Here is a 23,985-nt window from a genome sequence, read left to right as displayed (position 1 = left end):
AGACAGGGAGGAGCGGTCGGCGAGGACCGGTCAGAGCATGCAGCTGACGCAGTTCTCGATCTCCGTACCCTCCAGGGCCATCTGGCGCAGGCGGATGTAGTAGAGAGTCTTGATGCCCTTGCGCCACGCGTAGATCTGCGCCTTGTTGACGTCGCGCGTCGTCACGGTGTCGGGGAAGAAGAGCGTGAGCGAGAGGCCCTGGTCCACGTGCTGCGTCGCCGCGGCGTACGTGTCGATGATCTTCTCGTACCCGATCTCGTACGCGTCCTGGTAGTAGTCCAGGTTCTCGTTCGTCATGTACGGCGCCGGGTAGTAGACGCGACCGAGCTTGCCTTCCTTGCGGATCTCGATCTTGGCCGGCACCGGGTGGATCGACGACGTCGAGTTGTTGATGTAGCTGATCGAGCCCGTCGGCGGAACCGCCTGCAGGTTCTGGTTGTAGAGGCCGTGCTCCATGACCGAGGCCTTGAGTGCACGCCAGTCGTCCTGCGTCGGGATCGCCACACCGGCGTCCGCGAAGAGCCGCGCGACCCGCTCCGTGGCCGGCTTCCACTCCTGCTCGACGTACTTGTCGAAGTACTCGCCCGTGGCGTACTTCGAGTCCTCGAACCCACCGAACTTCTGCTTGCGCTCGATCGACAGGCGGTTCGACGCCGCGATCGCGTGGTAGGCCACCGTGTAGAAGTAGATGTTCGTGAAGTCGACGCCCTCGTCGGAGCCGTAGTAGATGTGCTCGCGGGCGAGGTAGCCGTGCAGGTTCATCTGGCCCAGGCCGATGGCGTGGCCCTGCTCGTTGGCCAGCTTGATCGACGGGACCGACTCGATCGACGTCTGGTCGCTCACCGCCGTCAGCGCACGGATCGCGGTGTCGATCGTGCGGCCGAAGTCCGGCGAGTCCATCGCCTTGGCGATGTTGAGCGAGCCCAGGTTGCAGGAGATGTCCCGGCCGACCGTGTCGTAGGACAGGTCCTCGCGGAACGTCGACGGCGTCGAGACCTGGAGGATCTCGGAGCACAGGTTCGAGTGCGTGATGCGGCCCTTGATCGGGTTCGCCTTGTTCACGGTGTCCTCGAACATGATGTACGGGTAGCCGGACTCGAACTGCAGCTCCGCGAGCGTCTGGAAGAAGTCGCGGGCGCTGATCGTGGTCTTGCGGATGCGGTCGTCGGCGACGAGCTCGTCGTACTTCTCCGTGACCGAGATGTCCGCGAACGGCTTGCCGTAGACGCGCTCGACGTCGTAGGGGCTGAACAGGTGCATGTCCGCGTTCTTCTTGGCCAGCTCGAACGTGATGTCCGGGATGACCACGCCGAGCGACAGCGTCTTGATGCGGATCTTCTCGTCTGCGTTCTCGCGCTTGGTGTCGAGGAACCGCAGGATGTCCGGGTGGTGCGCGTGCAGGTACACCGCACCGGCGCCCTGGCGCGCGCCGAGCTGGTTCGCGTAGGAGAAGGAGTCCTCCAGCAGCTTCATCACGGGGATGACGCCCGAGGACTGGTTCTCGATGTGCTTGATCGGGGCGCCGTGCTCCCGGATGTTGCTCAGGAGCAGGGCCACGCCGCCACCGCGCTTGGAGAGCTGCAGCGCGGAGTTGATGCCGCGCGCGATGGACTCCATGTTGTCCTCGATGCGCAGCAGGAAGCAGGACACGGGCTCGCCGCGCTGCGCCTTGCCGACGTTGAGGAAGGTCGGGGTGGCCGGCTGGAACCGCCCGGAGATGACCTCCTCGACGATGTCGCGCGCCGTCTGCTCGTCGCCGTCGGCCAGGCCGAGCGCGACCATGGCCACGCGGTCCTCGAAGCGCTCCAGGTACTTCTTGCCGTCGAAGGTCTTGAGCGTGTACGAGGTGTAGTACTTGAACGCGCCCAGGAACGTCTCGAACCGGAAGTTCTTCGAGTACGCGAGCTGGAACAGCTCCTTGACGAACGCGCGCGAGTACTTGGCCAGCACGGTCGGGTCGTAGTACTTGGCCTCGACCAGGTGGTCGAGCTTCTCCTCCAGCGTGGCGAACTCCACGGTGTTCGGGTTCACGTGCTGGAGGAAGTACTGGCGAGCCGCCTCGCGGTCCTTCTCGAACTGGATCTTTCCGTCCGGCCCGTACAGGTTCAGCATCGCGTTGAGCGAGTGGTAGTCCATCTGGATGCTCTCCAGGGGGATCTCGCTCACGCCCTGCGTCAGGCTGACAGGCTCAGTGGTTGTTGCTGCCAAAATCGTCCCAATCCGTTGCGGACGCGCGCGACGTCCTGCGCCGTACCCAGTAGTTCGAAGGCGTAGAGATACGGGACATCACACTTCGCCGCGATGATGTCCCCGGTGATGCAGTACGCAGCCCCGAAGTTGGTGTTCCCCGCGGCGATGACGCCGCGGATGAGCGACCGGTTGTGTTCGTCGTTGAGGAACTTCCTCACCTGGCGCGGGACGGCCCCGCCCTCGTTGCCGCCACCGTAGGTGGGGGCCATGAGGACGTAGGGCTCGTCCACGCGCAGGAAGCCGTCGGCCGGCCGCAGCGGGATCCGGTGCACCGGCATGTCGAGCTCGTCGAGCGCGAGCTTCTGGACGAACCGGTGCGTGTTCTCGGACACGCTGGAGAAGTAGACGAGAGAGCCCACGTCACGCCTCCTTGCCGACAGGGCTGCCGACGCAGCTGTCTACATAGTCGTGGTGCGGGTCAGGCCGACGCGGCCTGCAGCGCGGCGACCGCGCTGATCTGGTCGGGGCGAAAGCCCGACCAGTGGGTGTCGCCGGCCACGACGACCGGCGCCTGGAGGTACCCGAGGCCGCGGATCATCTCGAGCGCCTCGGCGTCCTGCGTGACGTCGACGACCGTGTACTCGACACCCTTGCGATCCAGTGCCCGGTACGTCGCGTCGCACTGCACGCATGCCGGCTTGCTGTAGACCGTGACGCTCATGTCCGCCTCCTCTGACCTCGAAGAACACCCGTGAACTTACGCCGGTGTGCTTTGTTCGCGGGTCTGCGTCTCCCGCTGAACCAAACACTACACCTAGTGTCTGACGCTCGCTCGCTTACGACATGTAGTGGTTGAGGGCGGACGGCGCACTACGCCGGCGAGGCGCAGGAGCCGCCCGGGACGCTCGTGGACCATGCTGCCACGACCCTCTGACACCACGTGGGAGGCCGCGTCCGGCGCTTCCTGGAGCGGTTCCCGGGGCGCCTCCGGAGAGCCCGCGAAGGCGCTCCTGACGGGCCTCCGGACGGGCTCGGAAGCCGTTCGAGACAGCGGCGTGTCGCTGCTCTTCGGCGTGTCGGGCCGGGCACCGGAACACCGGTGCGAAATGTCACAGAACGTGCCAGCCGGCCGGGTCGTGCCCGCCGGGGACGTCCGCGTCCTTCGCGTAGGGGGTCCGCGTCAGGCAGAAGGTGCCGACGTCGAGCGCGACCACCCGCCCCGCGGCCTCGACGGCCCGGAGCGTCTCGCCGTACCAGTACCCCGCGGTCGCGCCGACCCAGGTGCCCGGCTCGTCGCCCGGCACGAACTCGGTACCGCGGCCCCCGCCGGCCCCCGCCAGGACGAGGCGGTCGCCCGCCGCGCGCAGCGTGTACGGCGACGGCCCCCAGTACCAGTCCCCCGTCAGCCGCACGCCCGCGCCGTCCGGAGCGGACCCGACCGGCTCCGGCAGCGGTCCCCGCGCGCTCCGCCACGCGGCCAGCAGACGCGTCCCGTCGCCGAACCCGGCGGTGCTCGACCCGACGACGGCGACGGCGTCCCCCGTCCGGAGGTCGACCCGCAGGTCGGCCGTGAACCCTGGCACCGACCCCGAGTGGCCCACGGTGCGCACCACCTCGCCGTCCAGCAGGTCCTTGCGCACCCGCACGCCCAGGCCGTAGGCGCCCGTCCAGGCGGCGCCGGGCTCGTCCACCACGACGCGCGGCGTCGTCATGAGCCGCCGGGCCGCCGCGGGGAGCACGACGTCACCCAGCGTGTCGTGGCAGGCCAGCCACATCCCGAACCGCACGAGGTCCGACGGCGTGGACCACAGCTCGCCCGCCGGCCCCATGGCCAGGTAGGCGGGCACCGGTTCGGCGTGCACCAGGTCGGCGTGCGGGTGCACGGCGTACCCCGTGACGTGCGGTCCCACGGGCACGCGACCGGTCGAGGTCATGCCGAGCGGCGTCCACACCTCGTCACGGAGCACCTCGTCCCAGGCCCGGCCGCGCACGTCCTCCACCAGGCGGCCGAGCACCGCGTAGCCCACGTTCGAGTAGTGGTACCGGGTGCCGGGGGCGGCGAGCCGGGGCAGGCCCGAGGCCACGATCTGCGCCCAGGTCGAGCCCCCGGCCCGTTCCCACCAGGGGCCCGCGGGCTCGGCGGGCAGGCCGGCGCTGTGGCTGAGCAGCTCGGCGACCGTCGCGTCCGCCGCCGGGGCGTCCGGCACGTGCGCGCCGACCGGGTCGTGCAGCGTGATCTCGCCGTCCTCGACGAGCCGGAGCACCGCCACGGCGACCATCGTCTTGGTGACCGAGCCGATCCGGAACGCGTGCTCCGGAGTCGGCCCGCCGCCCGAGGCCGTGGGCGTCCCGACCGCGTCCGCCCACACCACGTCGCCACCGCGCGCGGCGGCCGCGGACAGCGCGGGCACCCGCCCGGCCGCACGCGTCCGCTCCAGCCAGCCGGTCAGGACGTCACCGAGCTCATTCATGCGCAGAAGGTATCCCGTGCCCGGCGCCGGCAACGCCGCGACCATCCCCGCGCGCGGACGAACGTAGGGATCGTCGGCACATGACCCACGCATACGCCGACGATCCCTACGTTCGGCTCTCCCTGTCCGACGGTGGCAGGCGTCAGGCCGGGGAGACCTCGTCCACGCCCGGCAGGGTGTTCGTCGTGGCCAGGCGGCGGTACCAGTGCGCGGAGTCCTTCCAGGTGCGCTCCAGCGTGTCGTAGTCCACCCGGATGATGCCGAACCGGCGGTCGTAGCCGTAGGCCCACTCGAAGTTGTCGAGCAGGGACCACGCGAAGTACCCGCGCACGTCGACGCCGCGGTCGCGGGCGACGCCCAGGGCCTCGACGTGGTCGTGCAGGTAGCTGACGCGCTCGACGTCGTGCACGCGCGCCACACCGTCCTCGACCACCACGGTGTCGGCGAACGCCGCGCCGTTCTCGGTGACCATGAGGGGCTGGTCGGGGTAGGTCTCGTGCAGCGAGTACAGCAGGTCCGTGAGGCCGGCCGGCTCGATGTTCCAGCCCATGGCGGTGTAGGGGCCGGGCTGGGGCAGGAACTCGACGTCGTCGGCGGCGATCCACGGGGTGCCGGCGGAGTCCTTGTGGCCGTCGGCCTGCTGCCGCTCGCCCTCGCCGGAGTAGTGCCGCACGCGCGCCGTGGAGTAGTAGTTCACGCCGAGCACGTCGAGCGGCTGCTTGGTGATCTCCAGGTCGCCGTCCTGCACGAACGACCAGTCGGTGACCGAGGCCGTGTTCTCCAGCAGGTCGGCGGGGTAGGCGCCGTCCAGGACCGGGCCGAGGAACGCGCGGTTGGCCAGGGCGTCGACCTGGCGGACGGCGCCCTGGTCGGCCTCGGACGACGGGTCGTCGGGCCGGAAGACGTGCAGGTTGAGCGTGATCGACGTCTTGGCGGCGTCGCCGAGCACCTCGCGGATCTGCTGGACCGCGAGCCCGTGGGCGAGGTTCAGGTGGTGCACCGCCTGCAGCGCGGCCAGCGGCTCGGTGCGCCCCGGCGCGTGCACGCCCGAACCGTAGCCCAGGTACGCGGAGCACCAGGGCTCGTTGAGCGTGGTCCAGACGTCGATGCGGTCGCCCAGCTCTTCGGCCATCTTCCGCGCGTACCGCGCGAAGGCGTAGGCGGTCTCGCGGTTGGTCCACCCGCCGGCGTCCTCAAGCTCCTGCGGGAGGTCCCAGTGGTAGAGCGTGACGACGGGCTTGACGCCGGCGGCGATCAGGCCGTCGACGAGGTCGGAGTAGAACCGGATGCCCTCGGCGTTGAACTCGCCCGTGCCGCCCGGCTGGACGCGGGGCCATGCGATCGAGAACCGGTAGGCGCCCAGGCCCAGGTTCTTGATGTGCTCGACGTCCTCCTGCCAGCGGTGGAAGTGGTCGTCGGCGACGTCGCCCGTGTCACCGTTCAGGGTCCGGCCCGGCGTGTGCGAGAACGTGTCCCAGATGGACGGCCCGCGGCCGCCCTCGGTCGCACCGCCCTCGATCTGGTACGACGCGGTCGCCGACCCCCAGAGGAAATCGGCGGGGAACTTGCGTGCACTCACAGTGCCACCTCTCCCGGGCCGGTGGCCCGAACGGACTTGCCTTCGTACTCGACGCCCCATTCACCAGGGGCGTCGTCACTGGTCACCCGCACGACGCCGGACGCGCACCGCACGCGGAACGTCGCGGGGGCGCCGGTGCCACCGGGGACCGTGATCTTCTCGTCGAACCCTTCGGGCAGACGGGTGCAGCGTAACGTCACGCCCTCGGCCCATGCGTAGTCGGGCCGGTCGTCCCGATCACCGACGGGCAGCACCGTGCCGGGCCGCACGAACAGCGGGAGGGTGTCGAAGCCGTGCTCCTCGGTGACCCAGCGCGGTCCGGTGACGGACGGCGCGAGGCCGGGGGCGGCGACGTCCGGCAGGCGCGTCCACTCCCCGTCGGGCACGTAGTACTCGGCGCGCGACTCGTGGAAGACGGGCGCGACCAGCAGCGACGACCCCAGCATGTACTGGGTGTCCACCGCGGCGGCCGTCCGGTCGGCCGGGTGCTCCAGCACCATGGGCCGCATGACGGGCAGGCCCTGCTCCGCCGCCTCCTGGCCCAGCCCGCCGAGGTACGGCATGAGCCGCATCTTCAGCCGGGTGAACTTCCGGGTCACGTCGACGGCCTCCTCGTCGAACGCCCACGGCACGCGGTACGAGCTCGACCCGTGCAGGCGCGAGTGCGAGGAGAGCAGCCCGAACGCCGTCCACCGCTTGAAGACGGCGGGGTCCGGCGTGCCCTCGAAGCCGCCGATGTCGTGGCTCCAGTAGCCGAACCCGGACAGCGACAGCGACAGGCCGCCGCGCAGGGACTCGGCCATGGACACGAACGTCGACTCGCAGTCGCCGCCCCAGTGCACGGGGTACTGCTGGGTGCCCGCGGTCGCCGACCGGGCGAACAGCACGGCCTCGCCGCGCCCGCGCTCGGTCTCGAGCAGCTCGAAGACCGTCTGGTTGTAGAGCGAGGCGTAGTAGTTGTGCATGCGCTGCGGGTCCGACCCGTCGTGCCAGACGACGTCGGTGGGGATGCGCTCGCCGAAGTCCGTCTTGAAGCAGTCGACGCCCTGGTCCAGCAGCACACGGAGCTTGTCCTGGTACCAGGCGGCGGCCTCGGGGTTGGTGAAGTCGACGAGCGCCATGCCCGCCTGCCACCGGTCCCACTGCCAGACGTCGCCCTCGGGCGTCGTGACGAGGTAGCCCAGCTCCTTGCCCTCGCGGAACAGGTGCGACCGCTGCGCGATGTACGGGTTGATCCACACGCAGACCTTCAGGCCGCGCTCGTGCAGCCGGGCGAGCATGCCCTCGGGGTCCGGGAACGTGGCCGGGTCCCACACGAAGTCGCACCAGTGGAACTGCCGCATCCAGAAGCAGTCGAAGTGGAACACCGACAGCGGGATGTCCCGCTCGGCCATCCCGTCGATGAAGCCGGTGACGGTCTCCTCGTCGTAGCTCGTGGTGAACGACGTGGACAGCCACAGCCCGTACGACCACGCGGGCACGACGGGCGGGCGCCCCGTGAGGGCCGTGTACCGCCGCAGGATGTCGGCCGGGGTGGGCCCGTGGATCACGTAGTACTGCAGCGCCTGGCCCGGGACGGAGAACTGGGCACGGCTGACGACCTCGGACCCCACCTCGAACGACACCCGCTCGGGGTGCGCGACGAACACGCCGTAGCCCCGGTCGGTCAGGTAGAACGGGACGTTCTTGTAGGCCTGCTCGCTGGCGGTGCCGCCGTCCTCGTTCCAGATGTCGACGCTCTGCCCGTTCTTGACGAACGCGCCGAACCGCTCCCCCAGCCCGTAGACGTGCTCGCCCACGCCGAGCTCGAGCTGCTCGTGCACGAAGTCGCCCTCGGGCGTCGACGCGAGCCCCACGCTCCGGGCGGACGACGACGTGAGCACCGTGCCGTCGGCCACGAAGTCGACGTGCCACTCGCCGTCGGTGGACACGCGCGCCGTGAGGCCGCCCGAGGTCAGCTCGGCGGGGCCCTCGCCCACGGCGGCGGGCGTCACGACCTTGACCGAGCCCGGCTCCCGGTTGACCGCGAAGTGCGGGCCCGGGTCTCGGCGGCCCTGGTGGTGCTCGATGCGCACGCCGATGACGTCGTCGGCCGGGGCGTCGAACGTGACGGTCACGAGCGGGCGGTTCAGGGTGTCGCCGCGCTTGGTGATCGGCGCCGTGGGCGCGTACACGGTCAGGGTGCCGTCGCCCGCCTCGACGGCGTCGATGTCGCGGGGCCGCAGCATCTCGACGCCGGGGCGCAGGTGCCAGTAGCCGTCGGTGAATCTCATGGGTGGAACCTCGTTGCCTCTCGGTGGGACGTCGTCACTTGACCGCCCCGGCGGTCACGCCCCGGGTCAGGGTGCGCTGGAAGATCAGGAAGAAGATGACGGCCGGCACGAGCGACACGAGCGAGCCCGCGTTGATCGTCGGCGCGTCCATCATGCGGTCGCCCTGCAGCGAGGCCAGGGCGATGGGGATGGTCTGGGTGTCGTTGCTGGTGAGCATGACCAGCGGGATGAAGAACTCGTTCCACGTCCAGATGAAGAAGAAGATCATCAGCACCGAGAGCGTGGGCCGCACGATGGGGAACACGACCTGCCAGAGGATGCGCCACCGGCTTGCGCCGTCGAGGGCCGCGGCCTCCAGGAGCGCGGGCGGGAACGTACCGAGCACGGAGGACAGCAGGTACGTGCCGAACGCCGACTGGATGACGGTGAAGATGATGATCACCGACCACTGCGAGTTCGACAGGCCCACCGACTGCGCCATCGTGAACAGCGGGTAGATCAGCGCCTCCTGCGGCAGCATGTTCGCCAGCAGGAACAGCGCGACGATCCACAGCCGCCCCTTGATGCGGCCGATGCCGATCGCGTACGCGTTGAGCAGTGACAGCAGCGCCCCGCCCACGGCCACGACCGCCGAGATGAACACCGAGTTCCAGAGCTTGACGGGGAACTCGGTGCGCTCCCAGAAGGCGACCACGCCGTCGAGGTACAGCGACGACGGCAGGGACAGCGGGCCGCCCGACGCGTAGTCCTGCGGCGACTTGAAGGCGTTGAGCACCATGATCGCGAACGGTGCCAGGACGGCCAGACCCACCAGGACGGCGGCGGCCAGCACGAGCCAGCGGGCCGCGCCGCGGCGGTACCGGGAGTCGACGGCGGTGGCCCGCAGCTGCGCGGGCCTCGGGTCTGTGGCGACGGCCATGTCAGATCCCCTCCCTCTCACGTCGTTCGGCCCGGTTCTGCAGGCCGAGGATGACCACGGCGACGACGACGATCACGAGCGTGAGCACCGTCGCGATCGCCGAGCCGTAGCCGACCTGGGACTTGTCGAAGAAGTTCAGGTACGAGTAGTAGCTCGGCACGAGCGTCGAGCTCTCGGGCCCGCCGCGCGTGAGCACGTAGATGGGCCCGAACACCTTGAGCGCCGCGACCGTGCAGGTGAGCGTCACCACGAAGGTCTCCGGACGGATCTGCGGCACGGTGATGGCCCGGAACCGGTCCCACCAGCCGGCACCGTCGAGCTCGGCCGCCTCGTAGAGCTCCGGGTCCACGCGCTGCAGCGCCGCCATGAAGATGACCACCGGGTAGCCCATCTGCACCCAGATGAGCACGAGCATCACCGAGGGCAGCGCCGTGTCCGGGTCGCCGAGCCAGTTGGGCGGTGTCCCGACGCCGATGCCCCGCAGGATCACGTTGAGCGCGCCCGTCTGGGAGTTCAGGATCCAGTTCCACAGCACGCCCGCCACGGCGACCGGCAGGATCTGCGGCAGGTAGTAGGTGGCCCGCAGCACGGACGCGACGCGGGGACCGAACCGGCGGCCGAGGTAGTCGAACAGCACGGCCGCGAGCACCAGGCCCAGCAGGGTGGGCACGAGCACCATCGCCACGATCATCGCCAGCGAGTTGCCGAACGACGTCCAGAACCTGTCGTCGCCCAGCAGGTCCACGTAGTTGCCCAGCCCGTACCAGCGCAGCGGGGCCATGCCGCCGCGCCACTTGAACAGGCTGAAGTACACGTTGGTCAGCAGCGGGTAGCCGATCACCACGGCGAACGCGACGGCACCGGGCAGCAGGTAGGGCAGGTAGCCCAGCCACTGCGGGCGACGGCGCGCCCGGCGCGGCGTGCGCGGGCGGAGGTCCGCCCGCGCACGCCGGTCGGCGAGGGCGGTGTCAGCCATCGAGCAGGTCGGCCTTGCCCTCGTCGTACGAGCTCTGCAGCCCGTCGAGCACCTCGTCCGGCGTCTTGGACCGGTTGACCAGCGACTGCAGCTCGCTGACCAGCACGTCGTAGTAGCCGGCGACGGGCCAGTCGGGGTAGTACGCGAGGCCGTCCTCGTCGAGGATCGCCTGGAAGTTCTCGGTCAGCTCGCGGGTGCGCTCGTCCTCGATCACCGAGGCGTCGCCGGCCACGGGCAGGCCGCCCTCGGCCGCGAGCACGTTCTGGACCTCGGGGCGCAGCGTGATGTCGATGAACTCCTCGGCCAGGCTCGGGGAGTCGGCGTTCGCGGGGACCACCCACAGGTTGCCGGACGAGCCGGTGTGCAGCGTGTTGCCCGGGAAGTTGAACTGGCCCCAGTCGGCCTTCGTCTCGGCGGCGAGGCGGCCGAACCACCACGAACCGCTGACCATGAGCGGGTAGGTGCCGTCGATGAACGAGACGCCCATGTCCTCGGCGGTCAGCGCCGCCGAGTCGGATGCGATGTAGCCCTTCTCGATCCACTCGTCGAGCTTCTCGGTGGCCTGCGTGATCGCCTCGTCGTGGAAGTCCACGTCGTTCGCGAAGAGCTGGTAGTCGTCCACGAGGGCGCGGTCGCCGTAGGCGAGCACGAGCTCGTACCAGAGCTGGCCCAGCGGGTACTCGGCGCCGGCCTCGGCCAGGGGCGTGATGCCCTCCTCCTTGAAGGCGGCCAGCACGTCCTCGAGCTCGTCGAGGGTGGTCGGCACCTCCAGGTCGTGCTCGGCGAACATGTCCTTGTTGAAGTACACGCCCACGAACTCGCCGTAGTTCGGCACGCCGTACCACTCGCCCGAGCCCATGAGGCCCTGCTCGTCGTACGTGGCCGTGGTCGCGAGCGAGCCGGGCAGCTTCTCGGCCCAGCCGCGTTCCTCGGCGGCATCGGTGAGCGGGGCGAGCAGACCCTGCGCGGCGAGCTGGCCGGCGGTCGCGTTGCCCTTGTTGAACTCCATGACGTCGGGCACGTCGTCGCCCGTCAGCACGATCTTGGCGTTCTTCTGGATCTGCTCGAACGTCTGCTTCTCGACCTCGACGGTGACGTCCGGGTTCTCCTCCTCGAAGATCTCGATGGCCTTGGCCCAGGCCTGGCCCATCGCCGAGTCCTCGTTCTCGTAGTGCCAGATCGTCAGGGTGCTGTCGTCGGTGTCGCCACCGCCCGCGCTCTGGCCGGTGCAGCCGGTCAGCGCCAGCGCGCCGGCCAGGGCCGCCGCCGCGGCGGTCAGTGTCCGCTTGTGCTTCATCGCATCTCCTTGAGGTGTTCGGTGCCCGACGGCGGCCGGTTCCACGTCGTCTTCCACGTCGCCGCGGACCGCACCCGAACCTCAGCGGTCGGGTTGTCGAAGCGGTTCAACACGCTAGCCCGTTGCTATCGCTCATGTCCAGCCCCTCTCTTGACGGCCTCTTGGGCTACATTGTCGAAGCGCTTGCTCCACGTGAGGCACACTGCTACCAGACCGAGTGAGAGGCACCATGACAACGATCGACGACGTCGCGAAGGCGGCGGGGGTATCCACCTCGACCGTCTCCTACGTGCTGTCCGGCAAGCGGACCATCTCCGCGCCGACGCGCGCCCGCGTGGAGCGGGCCATCGAGAAGCTCGGCTACCGGCCGCACGCGGGCGCACGGGCGCTGGCCTCAGCCCGCACGAACGTGATCGCCCTGATGGCGCCGCTGCGGGTGGGCGTGAACGTGCCCGTCATCATGCAGTTCGTCGCCGGGGTCGTCACCCGGGCGCGCGACTTCGAGCACGACGTGCTGCTCCTGACCCAGGACGACGTCGGCGGCCTCGACCGGGTGACCAGCGGATCCATGGTGGACGCCCTGGTCATGATGGACATCGAGGCCGACGACCCGCGCGTCCCGGTGGTCGCCGCCGCCAGGCAGCCCACCGTGCTGATCGGCCTGCCGCAGGACCCGGAGGGGCTGAGCTGCGTGGACCTCGACTTCGAGGCGGCGGGCCGGGTCGCCGTCCGGCACCTCGTGCGGACGGGGCACACCGACGTCGCGCTCATCGGCTCGCCGCCCGAGGTGCTGCGGCGGCACACGTCCTACGCCGAGCGGCTCATGCGGGGCCTGCGCGACCAGGCGCGGGGCGCCGGGGTGACCGTGACGGTCGAGGCGTGCGACGCGACGCCGGCGGGCGCGGTGCAGGCCGTGGACACGCTGCTGGCGACCGCGCCGGACACCACCGGGATCATCGTGCACAACGAGGCCGCGCTCCCCCACGTGCTGGCGCGCCTGGCCGAACGGGGCGTGACCGTCGGCACCGACATGTCCGTCGTGGCGGTGTGCCCCACGGACGTCGCGCTGGCCCAGCGGATCCCCATGACCAGCATCGACCTGCCCGCTGAGGACATCGGCAAGGTGGCGGTCGACATGGTCATGGCCCGCCTCGGCGGCGACCAGCCGTCGGAGACCAGGCTGCTGGCCCCTGTGCTCACCGAACGGGAGAGCTCGGCCCCGGGCCCCGCGGCGAGCTGAGCGCCGGACGCCGGCCCGCTACACGAGCTCCCGGTCGAGCAGCGCGTACACGACCTCGGTGGACCACACGCCGTCCCGCACGTCGCTCTCCACCAGCCGGGCCTCCTGCCGCATGCCGAGCCGCTGCGCCACCCGGACGGACGCCGTGTTCTCCTCGTCGATGCGCGCGAAGACGCGGTGGAACCCGTACGTGGTGAAGGCCAGCCGGAGGGTCGCGCGCGCGGCCTCGGTGGCCAGGCCCTGGCCCGCGGTGTCGGGCCGCATCGCGTAGCCGAGCTCCGCCTGCCCCGGTCCGGCGGCCCACTTCAGCATCGTCTCGCCGACGACGGCGCCGTCCCGCTCGACGGCCAGCACGATGACGTCGCCCACGTCGTCGAACGGCGCGGCCGACCACGCCCGGAGCTTCTGCTCCGCCGCGGCCCGGTCCCACGGCGGCTGGTACATGTAGCGCACGACCTCGGGGCTCGACCGCCAGGCGAAGAAGGCCTCGGCGTCCTGGGGCACGACGGGACGCAGCCGGAGGCGCTCGGTGGTCAGCGGCCAGACGGGCGACGCACGGTAGGCGGAGCCGGCGGGCGGCGAACCCGGCGCGACAGGTCTGGGGACGGACGCGGGAGAAGGCACGCTCCGACGGTAGCGCCCGGAAACTCGGTTGCCACCGGAAATGTGCGTTCTTTCCGCGCGGTGCCGAAACCCGTGCTCAGCGCACGTCGAACGGCACGGTCTCCCAGCCGTCGGGCAGGGCACGAGGCTGCCAGGACGGGTCGGGCGTCCAGTCGGCCCAGGCCTTGTCCCACCAGGTCTCGCCGGAGTCGAGCAGGCGGGCGATCCGGGCCCCCTCGGCGCGGATCTGGTCCATCCGACCCGGGTAGCGCGCCGGCCCGGTCTCCTCGAACTCCGCCACGTCCTTGAACTCGTACGTCTCGGCGTCGGCGGCCCACCACACGTCCAGCTCGTGGTCGAGCGTGTCGAACCCGATGGGCGTGCGCCGGGGCGCGTCCTCCAGGTTGAAGTACCAGCCCTGGAAGGCCCGCTCCGGACCGTCCCAGAACAGGAAGATCGAGTGCTCGACGCCGGTCCAGTGCAGGTCCAGGCGCCCGTGGCCGCGCCAGGCCGTGCTGCCGGCGAGCTTCCACGGGTGCTCACCCACGGGGAACGTGCCCGACGCGGGGTAGGCCAGCGGGGTGCCGCCGGGCGTGTAGGTGACCAGCAGGTCGCCGTCGTCCTGGACGCAGACCTGCGGGATGGCGATCCACGGCTCGCCGCGCATGATCTCGCGGCGTACCACGGTCTGGCCGGGCTGGAACACAGGGGTCATACCTCCGAACGCTAACAGCGCGGCGTTACGCGCCGACGACGTCGGTGTCAACGACGTCGTCCCGGGAACCGGCCACGCCGGACACCTCCGCGCCGTGCCGGAGCACCCGCAGGGGGCGCAGGTCGGCGTCGGTGACGAGCACGTCCGCGCGGGCACCCGGGACCAGCGCGCCCACCTCGCCCGACAGGCCGAGCACGTGGGCCGGGACCGCGGTCGCGGCCCGCACGGCGTCCACCAGCGGCACGCCCGCCCGCACGGCGAGGCGCACCACGTCCACGAGGTGCGCCGTGCCGCCCGCGATCGCGCCCTCCGCTGCGTCCGCGCCGGACGACGGCTCCGGGACGATCCGCGCCACGCCCTCGCGGACCTCCACCGACATCGGCCCCAGGTCGTAGCGCCCGTCGGCTACGCCCGCCGCCGCCATCGCGTCCGTCACGAGCACCACGTTCGCGGCGCCCACCATGTCGAACACGGACCGCACGGTGGCGGGGTCCAGGTGCACCCCGTCCCCGATGAGCTCCACGGCCATGTCGCCCCGGGCGGCCGCGGCCAGGCAGGCCGCGATCGGGCCCGGGGCGCGGTGGTGCAGGGGGCGCATCCCGTTGAACAGGTGCGTCGCGGTCAGCGGGCCGATCGCCCCGCCCGCCGCGGCCAGCCCCGCCCTCACCTGCGCGATCAGCGTCTCGGCCTGCTCGGTGGTGCCGTCGGTGTGCCCCAGGGAGGGCAGCACGCCCGCCTCGACCAGGGCCTCGGCCACGCCCCCGGGTCCGACGACGCCGGGCACCTCGGGCGCGACGGTCATGGTGCGCAGGTGCCCGCGCGCCGCCCGCACCAGGTCCCGCACCAGTTCCGCACTGCCTTCTTGCAGGTCAGCCGGGTTGTGGGCGCCCCGTCGGCGGTGCGACAGGAACGGGCCCTCGGCGTGCAGGCCCTCGATCTCGCCGGCCTCCGCGAGCTCCGCCAGGACCGCCGCGCGCTCCAGCAGCACGGCCGGCTGGGCGGTCACGAGCGACGCGAGCAGCGTGGTCGTGCCGTGGCGCCGGTGCTCCAGCACACCGGGCAGCGCCTGCTCCGCCGTGGTGACGTCGGGGAACGAGGCGCCGCCGCCGCCGTGGTTGTGCAGGTCCACGAGGCCCGGCAGCAGGTAGGTGCCGGGTGCGGGCGGAACCTGCTCGACGTCGGCACCGAAGCCGGCGGCCACGGCATCGGCCACCGAGCCGGCGACGGCGACCCGGCCGCCCGAGGCGACGACGACGCCGTCGTCCACCACCGACGACTCCCGGACCAACCGCCCCCGCACGACGACCACTTCGCTCATGCGGACATCCTGCCACCCACACACTGAGTGCTGGACACTCGCCCTCTCGAAACGGTACGAGAGGGCGAATGCCCAGCACTCAACGGGGTCAGAAGAGGCGGGTCGTCGGGTCGTCGGCGCCGCGCATCAGGTCGTAGTCCAGCAGAAGGGTCGTGATACCCCGGTCATGGGCCAGGACGCGGGCCTGCGGCTTGATCTCCTGGGCCGCGTAGACGCCGCGCACGGGGGCCAGCAGGGGGTCGCGGTTGAGCAGGTCGAGGTAGCGCGTGAGCTGCTCGACGCCGTCGATGTCACCGCGGCGCTTGATCTCCACCGCGACGGTGGCGCCCGAGGCGTCGCGCGCGAGGATGTCCACCGGGCCGATCGCCGTCGGGTACTCCCGGCGGACCAGCGTGTGGCCCTCGCCCAGCAGGGCGATCTGCTCGGCGAGCAGCTCCTGCAGGTGCGCCTCGACGCCGTCCTTCACCAGGCCCGGGTCGATGCCCAGGTCGTGCGCCGAGTCGTGGTGCACCGTGAACAGCTCGACCTCGAGCCGGTCGTCCGACTTGGCGTGCTGCACGGTCCAGACCTCGGTGACGCCCCGCTCGGCGGCCTCCTCGGACGGCGCACGCACCGTCAGCGTGCAGGGCGGGCTCATCCAGTTCAGCGGCTTGTACGAGCCACCGTCGGAGTGGATGAGCACGCTGCCGTCGGCCTTGACCACGAGCAGGCGGGTGGCCTGCGGCAGCATCGCGGTCAGGCGGCCCGTGTAGAGGGCGGAGCAGTCGGCGACGACCAGCCGCATCAGAGAACCAGATCCTGTCGTCCGGGAGGGGCGGCCTCGAGCCAGGAGGCGAGGCCGAAGTAGTCGCCGGCGGCGAGGTCGAGCTCGAAGTCGAGCCCGTCGTACCGGCACTGGACGAGGTAGTGGTCGCCCTGACCACGCTCGTCGGGGTCCAGCGGGGTGCGGCCCGTCACCGTGAGCCGCTCGCGGTACCACGTGCGGGCCGGACGGGGCGACAGCGACCAGCACCGCCACCACTCGATCCGGCCCACCGCGTACTGCGCGATGCCCGGCGTCCAGGAACCCTCGGGGTTACCGGTCGGCCGGGCGTTGCAGCTGAACGAGCCCACCCTGCGGGAGAGCGCCCGCAACCGGGAGATACCCGCTGCGAGCACGAGCGCGAGCGCGCCGAGCACCGCGATTGCGATCCATATGACGCCCGGCACCCGCGCCCCTCCCTCAGACCAGGGAGATCTCGTCGACCACGAGGGTGACGAGGTTGTCGTCCACGGAGACGAAACCGCCGGTGACCTGGGCCTCCAGGGCCGTCCCCGACGTCGTCTCCACCTTGACCGTGCCCGGGCGCAGCACGGCGAGCAGCGGCGTGTGGTTCGCCAGGATGCCCACCTGACCGTCCGCGGACGGTGCGCTCACCTGGACCGCCGCACCGCTCCAGACCTTACGGTCGCGGGACACGAGGTCCACGCTCAGCTCTGCCACGAGAGCTCCTTCCGATGTAGCGGGCGTGATGCCGCCCCTGCCGGGTCGCCCGATTCTGGCACGTCCAGCGGGGCGGCATCACGCACGGAGGATGTCCGAGGCGTCAGGCCCCGTACTCCTTCTGGATACGGGCCCAGTTCTCCTCGAGCATCTCGAGTCCACCGATGTTGTAGAAGGCCTGCTCGGCGATGTGGTCGAACTCGCCGTCCGCGATCTTCTTGAACGCCTCGATGGTCTCCGACAGAGGCACTGTCGAGCCCACCACACCCGTGAACTTCTCGGCCATGTAGGTGTTCTGGGAGAGGAACTGCTCGATGCGACGCGCACGCGCGACGACCGTCTTGTCCTCCTCCGAGAGCTCGTCCACACCGAGGATGGCGATGATGTCCTGCAGCTCCTTGTTGCGCTGCAGGATCGACTTCACGCGGGTCGCGACGTCGTAGTGCTCCTGGCCCACGTAGCGCGGATCGAGGATGCGGGACGTCGAGGCCAGCGGGTCGATCGCCGGGTACAGACCCTTCGACGCGATCTCGCGCGAGAGCTCGGTCGTGGCGTCCAGGTGGGCGAACGTCGTGGCCGGGGCCGGGTCGGTGTAGTCGTCAGCCGGCACGTAGATGGCCTGCAGCGACGTGATGGAGTGACCACGCGTCGAGGTGATGCGCTCCTGGAGGAGGCCCATCTCGTCGGCGAGGTTCGGCTGGTAGCCCACGGCGGACGGCATGCGGCCGAGCAGCGTGGAGACCTCGGAACCGGCCTGCGTGAAGCGGAAGATGTTGTCGATGAACAGCAGCACGTCCTGCTGCTGCACGTCACGGAAGTACTCCGCCATCGTCAGGGCCGACAGGGCCACGCGCAGACGCGTCCCCGGCGGCTCGTCCATCTGGCCGAACACGAGCGCCGTCTTGTCGAAGACGCCCGCCTCCTCCATCTCACCGATCAGGTCGTTGCCCTCACGGGTGCGCTCGCCGACACCGGCGAACACCGACACACCGCCGTGGTCCTGGGCCACACGCTGGATCATCTCCTGGATGAGGACCGTCTTGCCGACGCCCGCACCACCGAAGAGACCGATCTTGCCACCCTGCACGTACGGGGTCAGCAGGTCGATGGACTTGATGCCCGTCTCGAACATCTGGGTCTTCGACTCGAGCTGGTCGAAGGCCGGCGCCTTGCGGTGGATCGGCCAGCGCTCGGTGACCTCGAACCGCTCGCCCTCGGCGAGGTTCAGGACCTCGCCGGTCACGTTGAAGACCTTGCCCTTGGTGATGTCGCCGACGGGCACGCTGATGGGCTCGCCCGTGTCGGTCACCACGGCGCCGCGGACCAGACCGTCGGTCGGCTTGAGCGCGATGGCGCGCACCAGGGAGTCGCCCAGGTGCTGCTCCACCTCGAGGGTCAGCGTGAACTTGTTCTCGCTCTCGCCCTGGTTCGACAGGTCGATCTCGACGGTGAGCGCGTTGTAGATGTCGGGGATCGCGTCCTCGGGGAACTCGATGTCCACGACGGGGCCGATCACGCGAGCGACCCGGCCGGTCGCCGGCCCGCTCGTGTGCTCGACCGTGGCTTCCACGGTGGTGGCGGTCATACTTGCCTCGCTTCGGTGGGCCGGAGGGTCCTCCGGCGGGGAGTCTGTTCGGTCTGTTCAGGACGCCAGGGCGTCGGCACCGGAGACGATCTCGCTGATCTCCTGGGTGATGTCGGCCTGGCGGGCCTGGTTGGCCAGTCGGGTGTACGTGCGGATCAGGTCCTCGGCGTTGTCCGTCGCCGTGTGCATGGCACGCTGGCGGGCGGCGAGCTCGGAGGCCGCGGCGTCGAGCAGCATCGCGTAGATGCGCTGCTCCACGTACCGCGGCAGCAGCTCGTCGAGGACCGCCTCCGGCGACGGCTCGAAGTCGTAGAGCGGCAGGGCCTCGTGCTCCTCGGCCTCGCTCACGCCCTCGACCACCTCGAGCGGCAGCATGCGCACCACCCGGGTCCGCTGGGTCACCATGTTGACGAACTGCGTGGAGACCACGTGCAGCTCGCTGACGCCGCCTTCCGGCTCGTCCGCGAGGAACACCTCCAGCAGCGTCTCCGCGATGTCCCGCGCGGCCTCCGGCGTCGGCTTCTCCGACCCGTAGGACCAGGTCTTGGTCAGCTCCCGCCCGCGGAAGGCGTAGTACGTGATCGCACGGCGGCCGGCCACGTAGAGCCAGACCTCCTTGCCCTCGGACGTGAGCTGACCGACGAGCTTCTCGGCCTCACGGACGATCGCCATCGGGTAGGACCCGGCCATGCCGGAGTCCGAGGACACCACGAGCACGGCGGCGCGGTTGCCGCCCTCCTCCCGCGTGAGCGGGTGGTCGACGTCGGTGTGCGACGCGACGGCGGACACCGCGCGGGTGATCGCCTGCGCGTACGGTGCCGCCGCCGCGGCCGCGGCCCTGGCCTTGCCGATGCGGGAAGCCGCGATCAGCTCGCGCGCGCGGAAGATCTTCTTCAGCGACTGCGTCGACTTGATCCGCGCCTTGTAGATGCGCTGAGCTCCACCGGCCACGGTCAGGCCTTCTTCTTGACGACGATCTGCTCCTGCTGGACGTCCACGTCACCCTCGACGTCACCGCCGACGAGCGCCGTGCCGTCACCGCGCTGGAAACCGGCCCGGAAGTCGTCGACGGCGGCGCCGAGCGCCTCCTCCGTGTCCGACTCCAGCTTGCCCGTCTCCAGGATGGTCGACAGCACGTCGGTCTTGCGCCGCAGGTGGTCCAGCAGCTCGGACTCGAAACGCCGCACGTCCTCGACGGGGACGTCGTCGAGCTTGCCCTTGGTACCGGCCCACACCATGGCGACCTGGTCCTCGACCGCGTACGGCGTGTACTGCGGCTGCTTGAGCAGCTCGGTCAGCACGGCGCCGCGCTGCAGCTGGGCGCGGGAGGACGCGTCGAGGTCGGACGCGAACATCGCGAACGCCTCGAGCGACCGGAACTGCGCCAGCTCCAGCTTCAGCGTGCCGGAGACCTTCTTCATCGCCTTGATCTGCGCGTCACCGCCGACGCGGGACACCGAGATACCGACGTCCACGGCCGGGCGCTGGTCGGCGTTGAAGAGGTCGGACTGCAGGAAGATCTGACCGTCGGTGATCGAGATGACGTTCGTCGGGATGTACGCCGACACGTCGTTCGCCTTCGTCTCGATGATCGGCAGACCCGTCATCGACCCCGCACCCAGCTCGTCGCTCAGCTTGGCGCAACGCTCCAGCAGGCGGGAGTGCAGGTAGAAGACGTCACCCGGGTAGGCCTCGCGGCCCGGCGGGCGGCGCAGCAGCAGCGACACGGCACGGTAGGCCTCGGCCTGCTTCGACAGGTCGTCGAAGATGATCAGGACGTGCTTGCCCGAGTACATCCAGTGCTGGCCGATGGCCGAGCCGGTGTACGGGGCCAGGTACTTGAAGCCGGCCGGGTCGGACGCGGGAGCCGCGACGATCGTCGTGTACTCCAGGGCGCCGGCCTCCTCGAGCGCGCCACGCACGGAGGCGATGGTCGAGCCCTTCTGACCGACGGCGACGTAGATGCAGCGGACCTGCTTGCTCGGGTCGCCGCTCTCCCAGTTCGCCTTCTGGTTGATGATGGTGTCGACCGCGATCGCCGTCTTGCCGGTCTGGCGGTCGCCGATGATCAGCTGACGCTGACCACGGCCGATCGGGATCATCGAGTCGATCGCCTTGATGCCCGTCTGCAGGGGCTCGTGCACCGACTTGCGCTGCATGACGCCCGGCGCCTGCAGCTCCAGGGCACGGGTGCCCTCCGTCTCGATGGCGCCGAGGCCGTCCACCGGGTTGCCCAGCGGGTCGACGACGCGGCCGAGGTAGCCCTCGCCCACGGGCACCGACAGCACGTCACCGGTGCGGCGGACCTCCTGGCCCTCCTCGATGCCGGTGAACTCGCCGAGGACGACGACACCGATCTCACGGACGTCCAGGTTCTGCGCGAGGCCGAGCGTGCCGTCCTCGAAGCGCAGCAGCTCGTTGGCCATCACGCCCGGGAGGCCCTCGACGCGGGCGATGCCGTCCGCGGCGTACGCGACGCGGCCCACCTCCTCGGTGACCGCTTCCTGGGGCTCGTAGGCCTTCACGAAGCTGTCCAGTGCGGCCCGGACCTCGTCCGGCCGGATCGTCAGCTCAGCCATTGCTCTTCTCCTGTCGTGGCCGCGAGAGCCGCGGCGGAAGGTTCTTGTTCACGTTTTCAGCCGGCCAGACGACGCGAGGCGTCGGCAAGGCGCGACAGGACGGTGGAGTCGACGACGTCCGCGCCGACCTGGATGCGCATGCCCCCGACGACGGCCGGGTCCACGGTGACGTTCAGCTGCACGGCCTTGCCGTACGAGCGCTGGAGGATGGCGCCGAGGCGCGCCTCCTGCTCGCGGGTCAGGACGGTCGCGCTGGTCACGTTGGCGACCAGGCGCGAACGGCGCTCCGCCGCGACCTCGCCGTACCAGCCCAGCGTCTGCACGAACCGCCGGCCGCGCAGCGACGACGTCGCCCGCTGGACCAGGGTCTGCGTGACGGCGTCCACCTTGCCGGCGACCAGCGCGTCCACGAGGGCGACGCGGCGCTCGGGTGCCGTCGTGGCGTCCGAGAGCGCCTGCTTGGCCTCCCGCTGACCGACGAGCGACCGGGTGATCCGGAACAGCTCGTCCTCGACGGCCTCCAGCGTCCCGCGCGCCTCGGCGGACGCCAGCACGGCGTCGACGCCGAGACGCTCGACGGCGTCGGTCAGGTCCGCGTCGTCCGACCAGCGGTCCCGGACCAGGCCGGACACCAGGTCGACGACGCGCTCGTCGAAGCCGCCCAGGAGGCGGGCCACCAGGGCGGCCTTCGCCTCGCCCTCGCGCGACGGGTCGGCGAGCGAGCGGCGCAGCGCGGCCGAGTCGTCCAGCGCCGACACCAGGGTGAGCAGCTGCTCACCCAGCGCCAGCGCGTCCGCACCCGCGGCACGCAGGACCGGCTCGAAGCGCTCCTGCGCCGCCTTCAGCGATGCCCCGCTCGTTCCCCGCATCACGCCTCCTTGCTTGCCGTGCTGCTGTTGGCGACGGCCTGGCTCGCCTCGAGCTCGTCGAGGAACCGGTCCACCACACGCGACTGCCGGGCCGAGTCCTCGAGGGACTCGCCCACGATCTTCGACGCGAGCTCGGTCGCGAGCGACCCGACCTCGGTACGCAGCGAGACGACGGCGGACTGCCGCTCGGCCTCGATCTGGCGGTGCGCCGTCTCGGTGATGCGCTCCGCCTCCTCGTTCGCCTTGGCGCGCAGCTCCTTGACGATGGCGGTGCCCTCGGCACGCGCCTCCTCGCGGACCTGCGCGGCGTCGGCGCGCGCCTCGGCGAGCAGCTGCTGCTGCTGCGCCAGCGCCTCGTCGGCCTGCTTCTGCGCGGCCGCGGCCTTCTCGATGCCGCCCTCGATGAGCGTGGCGCGCTCGTCGAGCACCTTGTTCATCGAGGGGAGCACGACCTTGTAGAACACGGCCGCGATGACCACGAGGATCACGGTCGACCAGAGCAGGTCGTACCCGGCGGGCAGGAACAGCTCGATGCCCGCGGGCTCCTCGTCTGCTGCCAGTACGGCGGCAGCGCCCGGGAGCGCAGCCATCACGCGGCGGGGAAGAGGAAGCCGGCGACCAGGCCGAGAAGCGCGAGCACCTCGACGAAGGCGACACCCAGGAACATGGTGGCGCGGAGCTGGCCGGCGACCTCGGGCTGGCGAGCCATGCCCTCGATGGTCTTGCCGATCAGGATGCCGAGACCGATACCCGGGCCGGTGGCGGCGAGGCCGTAGCCGACAGCGTTCAGGTTACCGGTGACCTCGGCGAGAGTGGTGACGTCCACTTGCGTCTTCCTTCCGTTGGGCGCCGGACCGGTGTGGTCCGGCGTCGCGTGGTGTGCGAAGGCGCTGGTGCGCCCGTCGCGGGTTTTCCAGGTGAAGCTATGCAGCGCCGCCCGGAGGAGCGAGCACCGTCAGTGCCCCTCCTCCAGCGACATGTTGATGTAGACCGCGGCCAGCAGCGCGAAGATGTACGCCTGCAGGAACGCGACCAGGAGCTCGAACAGCGTCACGAAGATGCCGGCCGGGAGCGTGAGCACGCCGAACGCCATCAGGCCGCTGCCGGCCGAGTCGATCAGGAAGAACTGGGTCGCCGCGAAGCAGAGCACGAGCATGATGTGCCCGGCCACCATGTTGGCGACGAGTCGCACCGCGAGCGAGCCCGGCCGGATGATCACCAGCTGGAGCAGCTCGATGGGCGTCAGGATGAAGTAGATCGGCCACGGCACCCCCGGCGGGAACAGGTTCGCCTTGAGGTAGCCGCCCAGACCGTGCTTGCGGATGCCGACGGCCCAGTAGGTGACGAACACCCAGAGCGCGAGCAGCAGCGGCACGCCGATGCGCGAGGTACCGGCCAGGTTCAGGCCCGGTATCACGCTCGTGACGTTGAACGCCAGGATGGTCAGGAAGATAGTGGTGAGCATGGGCACGAACCGCCGGGCGTTCTCCTTGCCCAGGATCTCCTCGCCGATCTGCACCCGGACGAAGTCGAGCAGGTACTCGACACCGGCCTGGAACCGACCCGGCACCACCTTCGCGCGGCGCGCGGCGATCACGAAGACCGACAGCAGCACCAGCGTGGCGACGATGCGGATGATCCAGATGCGGTCGATCTGGAAGATGGTGCCCTCGAAGAGGATGCCGGACGGGAAGAAGTCGGCGATCGACGGCGTGTGGAAGCCGCCCTCACCCTCGTGGCCTTCGGCGGCGGCGAGGATGGCGGACGTCGCATACGTGGACAGAAGGACTCCCAGGTGGTCATTAGGCCCTGCGCGCGTCACCGCATAGGGGCGGAACGGGCGCGCCATCGGGCCTGGCCGTCATGGATTCGTCGTAAGCCTAACCTA

Annotated in this window: 23 protein-coding genes; 1 reads left to right on the top strand and 22 read right to left on the bottom strand. The window is 70.5% G+C overall.

All coding sequences use genetic code 11. From position 1 onward, the window contains the following. Positions 1 to 30: 30 nt before the first annotated feature. From nrdE to APR03_RS17930, 9 genes are all read right to left on the bottom strand, one after another. Positions 31 to 2,136, bottom strand: a complete 2,106-nt coding sequence (gene nrdE, locus APR03_RS17970; protein ID WP_253837904.1) for a class 1b ribonucleoside-diphosphate reductase subunit alpha — start codon at positions 2,134 to 2,136, stop codon at positions 31 to 33. Positions 2,137 to 2,174: 38 nt separating this feature from the next. Further along, positions 2,175 to 2,609 (bottom strand): class Ib ribonucleoside-diphosphate reductase assembly flavoprotein NrdI, encoded by a 435-nt coding sequence (gene nrdI / locus APR03_RS17965; RefSeq protein ID WP_253837773.1) that lies wholly within the window; start codon positions 2,607 to 2,609, stop codon positions 2,175 to 2,177. Positions 2,610 to 2,668: 59 nt separating this feature from the next. Then, entirely contained in the window at positions 2,669 to 2,911 is a 243-nt protein-coding gene (gene nrdH, locus APR03_RS17960; protein ID WP_253837770.1) for a glutaredoxin-like protein NrdH, read from the bottom strand. A 388-nt stretch (positions 2,912 to 3,299) separates the two neighbouring features. Beyond that, entirely contained in the window at positions 3,300 to 4,661 is a 1,362-nt protein-coding gene (locus tag APR03_RS17955; RefSeq protein ID WP_253837768.1) for a serine hydrolase domain-containing protein, read from the bottom strand. 142 nt (positions 4,662 to 4,803) lie between these two features. Next, the gene (locus APR03_RS17950; protein WP_253837767.1) at positions 4,804 to 6,240 is read right to left on the bottom strand and encodes a GH1 family beta-glucosidase; all 1,437 of its coding nucleotides are present in this window, start codon (positions 6,238 to 6,240) and stop codon (positions 4,804 to 4,806) included. Beyond that, the gene (yicI, locus tag APR03_RS17945; RefSeq protein WP_253837766.1) at positions 6,237 to 8,513 is read right to left on the bottom strand and encodes an alpha-xylosidase; all 2,277 of its coding nucleotides are present in this window, start codon (positions 8,511 to 8,513) and stop codon (positions 6,237 to 6,239) included. The genes APR03_RS17950 and yicI overlap by 4 nt, the downstream gene beginning before the upstream one ends. Positions 8,514 to 8,547: 34 nt before the next feature. After that, the gene (locus APR03_RS17940) at positions 8,548 to 9,432 is read right to left on the bottom strand and encodes a carbohydrate ABC transporter permease (RefSeq protein ID WP_253837765.1); all 885 of its coding nucleotides are present in this window, start codon (positions 9,430 to 9,432) and stop codon (positions 8,548 to 8,550) included. Position 9,433: 1 nt separating this feature from the next. Continuing rightward, complete coding sequence (locus APR03_RS17935) at positions 9,434 to 10,408, bottom strand: carbohydrate ABC transporter permease (protein WP_253837764.1); 975 nt, start codon at positions 10,406 to 10,408, stop codon at positions 9,434 to 9,436. Further along, on the bottom strand, positions 10,401 to 11,705 hold the full coding sequence (locus APR03_RS17930) for an ABC transporter substrate-binding protein (protein WP_253837763.1): 1,305 nt from the start codon (positions 11,703 to 11,705) through the stop codon (positions 10,401 to 10,403). The genes APR03_RS17935 and APR03_RS17930 overlap by 8 nt, the downstream gene beginning before the upstream one ends. A gap of 229 nt (positions 11,706 to 11,934) precedes the next feature. On the opposite strand from APR03_RS17930, the gene APR03_RS17925 reads away from it, so the two are divergent. Then, complete coding sequence (locus tag APR03_RS17925; protein WP_253837762.1) at positions 11,935 to 12,945, top strand: LacI family DNA-binding transcriptional regulator; 1,011 nt, start codon at positions 11,935 to 11,937, stop codon at positions 12,943 to 12,945. Positions 12,946 to 12,963: 18 nt separating this feature from the next. On the opposite strand, the gene APR03_RS17920 is transcribed toward APR03_RS17925, so the two are convergent. The 13 genes from APR03_RS17920 to atpB form a co-directional block, all read right to left on the bottom strand. Continuing rightward, on the bottom strand, positions 12,964 to 13,569 hold the full coding sequence (locus tag APR03_RS17920; protein WP_253837761.1) for a GNAT family N-acetyltransferase: 606 nt from the start codon (positions 13,567 to 13,569) through the stop codon (positions 12,964 to 12,966). A gap of 76 nt (positions 13,570 to 13,645) precedes the next feature. Continuing rightward, positions 13,646 to 14,263 (bottom strand): ribonuclease FAU-1 family protein, encoded by a 618-nt coding sequence (locus APR03_RS17915; RefSeq protein WP_253837759.1) that lies wholly within the window; start codon positions 14,261 to 14,263, stop codon positions 13,646 to 13,648. Positions 14,264 to 14,288: 25 nt separating this feature from the next. Next, on the bottom strand, positions 14,289 to 15,581 hold the full coding sequence (locus APR03_RS17910; RefSeq protein WP_253837757.1) for an N-acetylglucosamine-6-phosphate deacetylase: 1,293 nt from the start codon (positions 15,579 to 15,581) through the stop codon (positions 14,289 to 14,291). Between the two features lie 88 nt (positions 15,582 to 15,669). Further along, positions 15,670 to 16,365, bottom strand: a complete 696-nt coding sequence (gene nucS, locus APR03_RS17905; protein WP_253837755.1) for an endonuclease NucS — start codon at positions 16,363 to 16,365, stop codon at positions 15,670 to 15,672. Then, positions 16,365 to 16,790: a DUF2550 domain-containing protein gene (locus tag APR03_RS17900; protein WP_171103360.1), complete on the bottom strand. Its 426-nt coding sequence runs from the start codon at positions 16,788 to 16,790 to the stop codon at positions 16,365 to 16,367. Before APR03_RS17900 ends, nucS begins: the two co-directional genes overlap by 1 nt. Positions 16,791 to 16,803: 13 nt before the next feature. Further along, positions 16,804 to 17,064 (bottom strand): F0F1 ATP synthase subunit epsilon, encoded by a 261-nt coding sequence (locus APR03_RS17895; protein WP_253837753.1) that lies wholly within the window; start codon positions 17,062 to 17,064, stop codon positions 16,804 to 16,806. A 103-nt stretch (positions 17,065 to 17,167) separates the two neighbouring features. Then, positions 17,168 to 18,649, bottom strand: a complete 1,482-nt coding sequence (gene atpD / locus APR03_RS17890; protein ID WP_253837751.1) for a F0F1 ATP synthase subunit beta — start codon at positions 18,647 to 18,649, stop codon at positions 17,168 to 17,170. A gap of 57 nt (positions 18,650 to 18,706) precedes the next feature. Beyond that, entirely contained in the window at positions 18,707 to 19,600 is an 894-nt protein-coding gene (locus APR03_RS17885) for a F0F1 ATP synthase subunit gamma (protein WP_253837750.1), read from the bottom strand. Positions 19,601 to 19,602: 2 nt separating this feature from the next. Further along, the gene (gene atpA / locus APR03_RS17880; protein ID WP_253837749.1) at positions 19,603 to 21,228 is read right to left on the bottom strand and encodes a F0F1 ATP synthase subunit alpha; all 1,626 of its coding nucleotides are present in this window, start codon (positions 21,226 to 21,228) and stop codon (positions 19,603 to 19,605) included. Positions 21,229 to 21,284: 56 nt separating this feature from the next. Further along, positions 21,285 to 22,097 (bottom strand): F0F1 ATP synthase subunit delta, encoded by an 813-nt coding sequence (locus tag APR03_RS17875; protein ID WP_253837748.1) that lies wholly within the window; start codon positions 22,095 to 22,097, stop codon positions 21,285 to 21,287. Next, positions 22,097 to 22,687: a F0F1 ATP synthase subunit B gene (locus tag APR03_RS17870; RefSeq protein WP_253837747.1), complete on the bottom strand. Its 591-nt coding sequence runs from the start codon at positions 22,685 to 22,687 to the stop codon at positions 22,097 to 22,099. The genes APR03_RS17875 and APR03_RS17870 overlap by 1 nt, the downstream gene beginning before the upstream one ends. Then, positions 22,687 to 22,923: an ATP synthase F0 subunit C gene (locus APR03_RS17865; RefSeq protein ID WP_119142629.1), complete on the bottom strand. Its 237-nt coding sequence runs from the start codon at positions 22,921 to 22,923 to the stop codon at positions 22,687 to 22,689. Before APR03_RS17865 ends, APR03_RS17870 begins: the two co-directional genes overlap by 1 nt. A 129-nt stretch (positions 22,924 to 23,052) precedes the next feature. Continuing rightward, the gene (atpB, locus tag APR03_RS17860) at positions 23,053 to 23,946 is read right to left on the bottom strand and encodes a F0F1 ATP synthase subunit A (RefSeq protein ID WP_253837746.1); all 894 of its coding nucleotides are present in this window, start codon (positions 23,944 to 23,946) and stop codon (positions 23,053 to 23,055) included. Positions 23,947 to 23,985 lie beyond the last annotated feature (39 nt).

Source organism: Promicromonospora thailandica (assembly GCF_024171955.1).
Taxonomy (GTDB): domain Bacteria; phylum Actinomycetota; class Actinomycetes; order Actinomycetales; family Cellulomonadaceae; genus Promicromonospora; species Promicromonospora thailandica.
Note: the sequence above shows the minus strand (reverse complement) of the source record. Positions and strands in the feature narration are given on the sequence as shown.

Bases quoted from the DNA above. Each gene is read 5' to 3' on its own strand.
- APR03_RS17940 (WP_253837765.1), bottom strand. From the start codon at position 9,432: ATGGCCGTCGCCACAGACCCGAGGCCCGCGCAGCTGCGGGCCACCGCC.
- atpD (WP_253837751.1), bottom strand. From the start codon at position 18,649: ATGACCGCCACCACCGTGGAAGCCACGGTCGAGCACACGAGCGGGCCG.
- APR03_RS17930 (WP_253837763.1), bottom strand. From the start codon at position 11,705: ATGAAGCACAAGCGGACACTGACCGCCGCGGCGGCGGCCCTGGCCGGC.
- APR03_RS17915 (WP_253837759.1), bottom strand. From the start codon at position 14,263: ATGACCCCTGTGTTCCAGCCCGGCCAGACCGTGGTACGCCGCGAGATC.
- yicI (WP_253837766.1), bottom strand. From the start codon at position 8,513: ATGAGATTCACCGACGGCTACTGGCACCTGCGCCCCGGCGTCGAGATG.
- APR03_RS17875 (WP_253837748.1), bottom strand. From the start codon at position 22,097: ATGCGGGGAACGAGCGGGGCATCGCTGAAGGCGGCGCAGGAGCGCTTC.
- atpB (WP_253837746.1), bottom strand. From the start codon at position 23,946: ATGGCGCGCCCGTTCCGCCCCTATGCGGTGACGCGCGCAGGGCCTAAT.
- nrdH (WP_253837770.1), bottom strand. From the start codon at position 2,911: ATGAGCGTCACGGTCTACAGCAAGCCGGCATGCGTGCAGTGCGACGCG.
- nucS (WP_253837755.1), bottom strand. From the start codon at position 16,365: ATGCGGCTGGTCGTCGCCGACTGCTCCGCCCTCTACACGGGCCGCCTG.
- APR03_RS17870 (WP_253837747.1), bottom strand. From the start codon at position 22,687: ATGGCTGCGCTCCCGGGCGCTGCCGCCGTACTGGCAGCAGACGAGGAG.
- nrdE (WP_253837904.1), bottom strand. From the start codon at position 2,136: ATGGACTACCACTCGCTCAACGCGATGCTGAACCTGTACGGGCCGGAC.
- APR03_RS17935 (WP_253837764.1), bottom strand. From the start codon at position 10,408: ATGGCTGACACCGCCCTCGCCGACCGGCGTGCGCGGGCGGACCTCCGC.
- APR03_RS17955 (WP_253837768.1), bottom strand. From the start codon at position 4,661: ATGAATGAGCTCGGTGACGTCCTGACCGGCTGGCTGGAGCGGACGCGT.
- APR03_RS17925 (WP_253837762.1), top strand. From the start codon at position 11,935: ATGACAACGATCGACGACGTCGCGAAGGCGGCGGGGGTATCCACCTCG.
- atpA (WP_253837749.1), bottom strand. From the start codon at position 21,228: ATGGCTGAGCTGACGATCCGGCCGGACGAGGTCCGGGCCGCACTGGAC.
- APR03_RS17910 (WP_253837757.1), bottom strand. From the start codon at position 15,581: ATGAGCGAAGTGGTCGTCGTGCGGGGGCGGTTGGTCCGGGAGTCGTCG.